The sequence below is a fragment of the Microbulbifer mangrovi genome, from assembly GCF_002009015.1.
GTDB lineage: Bacteria > Pseudomonadota > Gammaproteobacteria > Pseudomonadales > Cellvibrionaceae > Microbulbifer > Microbulbifer mangrovi.
On the sequence record NZ_LZDE01000156.1, the window covers coordinates 1 to 3,897 of the forward strand.

The 3,897-nt window shown below is 53.2% G+C and carries 2 protein-coding genes; both read left to right on the forward strand.

Annotated elements, in window-relative coordinates:
• Positions 1–93: 93 nt before the first annotated feature.
• Positions 94–1,923, forward strand: coding sequence for a glutamine--fructose-6-phosphate transaminase (isomerizing) (gene glmS / locus B4U49_RS01030; protein ID WP_078082738.1), 1,830 nt, complete (start codon positions 94–96; stop codon positions 1,921–1,923).
• A gap of 421 nt (positions 1,924–2,344) precedes the next feature.
• Positions 2,345–3,897, forward strand: a 1,553-nt coding sequence (locus B4U49_RS01035) for a GLUG motif-containing protein (protein WP_275078267.1), incomplete at its 3' end; no start/stop codon positions are given.

Genomic DNA, 3,897 nt, shown 5'->3' on the forward strand with positions numbered 1-3,897 from the left:
GGTTTACGGCGTGTCTCACAAAGGTTTACCCAGTAGCGGCACCGCCACCAAACCCAATGAGTGGCACGGAACCAAAATACCGAGGTAAGAAAAATGTGTGGAATCGTAGGTGCCCTGGGCCAACGCAATGTAACCGGAATCCTGCTGGAAGGCCTGCGCCGACTGGAATACCGTGGCTATGACTCCGCCGGTGTGTGCCTCGTCAACGGCGACGGCAAACTGCAACTGCGCAAAACCCAGGGCAAGGTCGCCGATCTCGAGTCTGCCCTCGACGACAGCCCCACCGCCGGCCAGCTCGGTATCGCCCACACCCGCTGGGCCACCCACGGCGTCCCGTCGGATAAAAACTCCCACCCGCACACCTCCGGCAATATCGCCCTGGTGCACAACGGCATCATCGAAAACTACCAGGAACTGCGCGAAGAGCTGATCGCAAAAGGTTACGAATTCCAGTCCGAAACCGACACCGAAGTCGTGGTCCACCTGATCAACGACCTCTGCAAAGACGGACGCGATTTGCTCCAGGCTGTTACCGCGGCCACCCATAAACTGCACGGTGCCTATGCCCTCGGTGTTGTCTGTTCCACCGAGCCCGAGCGCCTGGTTTGTGCGCGTCTCGGCAGTCCCCTGGTCATCGGCGTCGGCTATGAAGAGAACTTCATCGCCTCTGATCCCATGGCACTGCAGCAGGTCACCGACCGCTTTATCTTCCTCGAAGAGGGCGACATCGCCGAAGTCACCCGCGACGGTATTGCTGTATGGGACAAAACCGGCGAAGAAGTCAGCCGTCCGGTCAATAAACTGCAGGGCGGCCACGACGCTGCAGACAAAGGCCGCTACCGCCACTACATGCAGAAAGAAATCTTCGAGCAGCCCAAAGTGGTCGAAGCCACCATGGCCGGACGCATCGGCGAACACTCCGTGCTTTCCCAAGCCCTCGGCACCGCCGCCAACGAAATCCTGCCCAAAGTAAAACAGGTACAGATCGTCGCCTGCGGTACCAGCTATCACGCTGGTCTCGTCGCCCGCTACTGGATCGAGGACTGGGCCGGCGTGCCCTGCTCCGTCGAAGTCGCCAGTGAAATTCGTTACCGCAAAACCGCCGTACGTCCGGGTACTCTGTTTGTCACCATCTCCCAGTCCGGTGAAACCGCAGATACCCTCGCTGCACTGCGCCAGGCCAAGGAGCTCGGCTACCTGGCCTCCATGACCATCTGCAACGTGCCCAACAGCTCGCTGGTACGGGAATCTGAACTACAACTGATGACCGAAGCCGGCCCGGAAATCGGTGTTGCCTCCACCAAAGCATTTACCACTCAACTGGTTGCCCTGCAGCTATTCTGTATCGCCCTTGCCAAAGCCAATGGCATGACCAGCGAACGCGAAGCCGAACTGGTAAGCGCCCTGCACCAGCTGCCGGAGCTGATGAAAAAATTCACCGGCCTGGATGCACTGGTAAAAGCCACCAGTGAAGCCTTCGCAGAAAAAAATCACGCGCTGTTTTTAGGGCGCGGCGTCGAATATCCAATCGCGCTGGAAGGCGCGCTGAAACTAAAAGAGATTTCCTATATCCACGCCGAAGCTTATCCGGCAGGCGAACTGAAACACGGCCCGTTGGCACTGGTAGATGCGGATATGCCGGTGATCGTCGTGGCACCCAATGATGAGCTGCTGGAAAAACTGAAATCGAATTTGCAGGAAGTGCGTGCTCGCGGTGGAGAATTGTTTGTATTCGCCAGCCCCGAAGCCGGATTTAAAAGCGAATCGGGCCTGACCGTCGTCGAAGTGCCGGATGCACCGGAAAGCCTGCAGCCGATTCTGTATACCGTACCGCTACAATTATTGAGTTACCACGTGGCGCTATTGAAAGGCACCGACGTTGATCAGCCACGTAATCTGGCAAAGTCGGTTACTGTGGAATAAATTCTAAAATTGATTTTGTAAAATCTGGGCCGCTATTGCGGCCCAGCTTCGTTATGTCGACAAATAAATAAAAATACTGGTACAGGAGTTTCATTTAAATATTCGATTTCACTATTCGTACTGATAATAAAGATTACCAATGTTTGATATGTCCAAAAAATTAACCCTCAATTAATAAGCACATTTGTTCTAACTAGGCGTAATTGCGTGTAATTTCAGCCCTTAAAACAAGGCTTAAAAACACGAAGATTAAATTCGCGTCAGAAATTTAAGAGATTTCTAATTAATCGCTGCACGCAACTTTCTGCGACATACCTATTTCTGTTAAGGTCCCCGGCTATTTTGTGCCGCTCATATCCCCGCGGTAATCAAAAAAACTGATCGGGCCGGAAGCCCAATAGCTGCCAACACGGAGAGTGCAATGCCCCGCGCTATTTTCTTATTCCTTTCGCTGTGCGTTTCCCTGCTGCTTTCAGTCCAACAAGCCTGGTCTGCCGAGGGCCGAGCAGACTACGACCTCGATGACGACGGTCTGATTGAAATCAACGACTGGGCCGACCTCGACGAAATTCGCAATAACCTGGAGGGTACATCACTCTATGGCAGTAGTGAGGGTTGTCCTGCGGAGGGGTGCGTTGGCTTTGAGCTCACTACGGATTTGGATTTCGATACCAATGGGGATGGTTCTCTAGATAGCAATGATGCCTACTGGAATGCGGGAGAAGGCTGGTTACCGATTGGTAACCTTTCCAGCAATTCATTCAGCGCAGTAATCCATGGCAATGGCTATGTTGTCCGCAATCTGATGATTGAACGCCCAGGTGTTGGTTCACAAGGATTGTTCGGTGCTCTCGATAATGCCACTGTCAAAGAGCTGGGTCTGAATGGGCCCTTGATGAGTGTTCGGGGAGGACATAACGTCGGTGGCCTGGCAGGTTATGCAAGTTCAAGCCAGTTTACAGCCACCTTTGTTAGCGGTTCCGTCATGGGTACCGGCGACTATGTAGGTGGCTTGATCGGTAGTGCCAGTGACAGCGAAATTACAGCTAGTTATGTAACAGGTACAGTCACTGGAGAAGATTATGTTGGAGGACTAATCGGGGGGAGGGGAAATGTCATTGCCAGCGTATCAACCGCGTATGTTGTTTCTAGTCGCTTCTCGAGTGGCTTGATTGGCAGGTGGGGTTCTGCAGACATAAGTTATTGGGCCGAGGACATTTCTAGTAAAAAAGATAGCAACTACGGTGTAGCTGTTAATTTGATAGAACTTCAGTGTCCAACTGATGCCGATAACACAAGCTGTACTGATACCAAGCTGTATGAGGGGTGGTCAAACTACAAAGACTCTGACGGAAATGCCTATTGGGATTTTGGCGGTGATACCGAGCTGCCCGGGCTGCGCCTGGGTGGTCGCGTGCATCGCGATGCCGATGGCGACGGTGTCGCAGATGCCGATGACCCCTTCCCTACTGAATTTGCCGGTGGTTTCGACAGTGATGGCGATGGTGCTATCGATTTCTGGACCTTGGGTTGCGATGCCGACTGCCGTAGAGAGAGTGGTGTGAACCTGGACCAATTCCCCGATTCTGCGGCCGCTATTGTGGATGCTGACTGGGATGGGTTACCCGATCAATGGCACGAGGGCTGCGACAGTAGCTGCCAATCCGCGTCCGGGCTAACGCTAGACGATTCTCTGAATGATACCGACAACGACGGTATCACGAATCTTATCGACGACGATGACAACAATGACGGCATCATCGATGCGGATGCAAACTCGAATGGATTGATTGAAGTTGCTACCTGGGCAGAGCTGGATGCTATTCGCTATAGCCTAGATGGAACAGGGAAAAGGCTCACGGCTGAAGGCGAGCTGGATTTATCGGGCTGTCCACACATTATTGAAACGGGTGTATCGCAAAAGCGCTGCCAGGGATACGAGCTGGTTGCGGACCTGGATTTTGATACCAATGG

Bases quoted from the DNA above. Each gene is read 5' to 3' on its own strand.
- glmS (WP_078082738.1), top strand. From the start codon at position 94: ATGTGTGGAATCGTAGGTGCCCTGGGCCAACGCAATGTAACCGGAATC.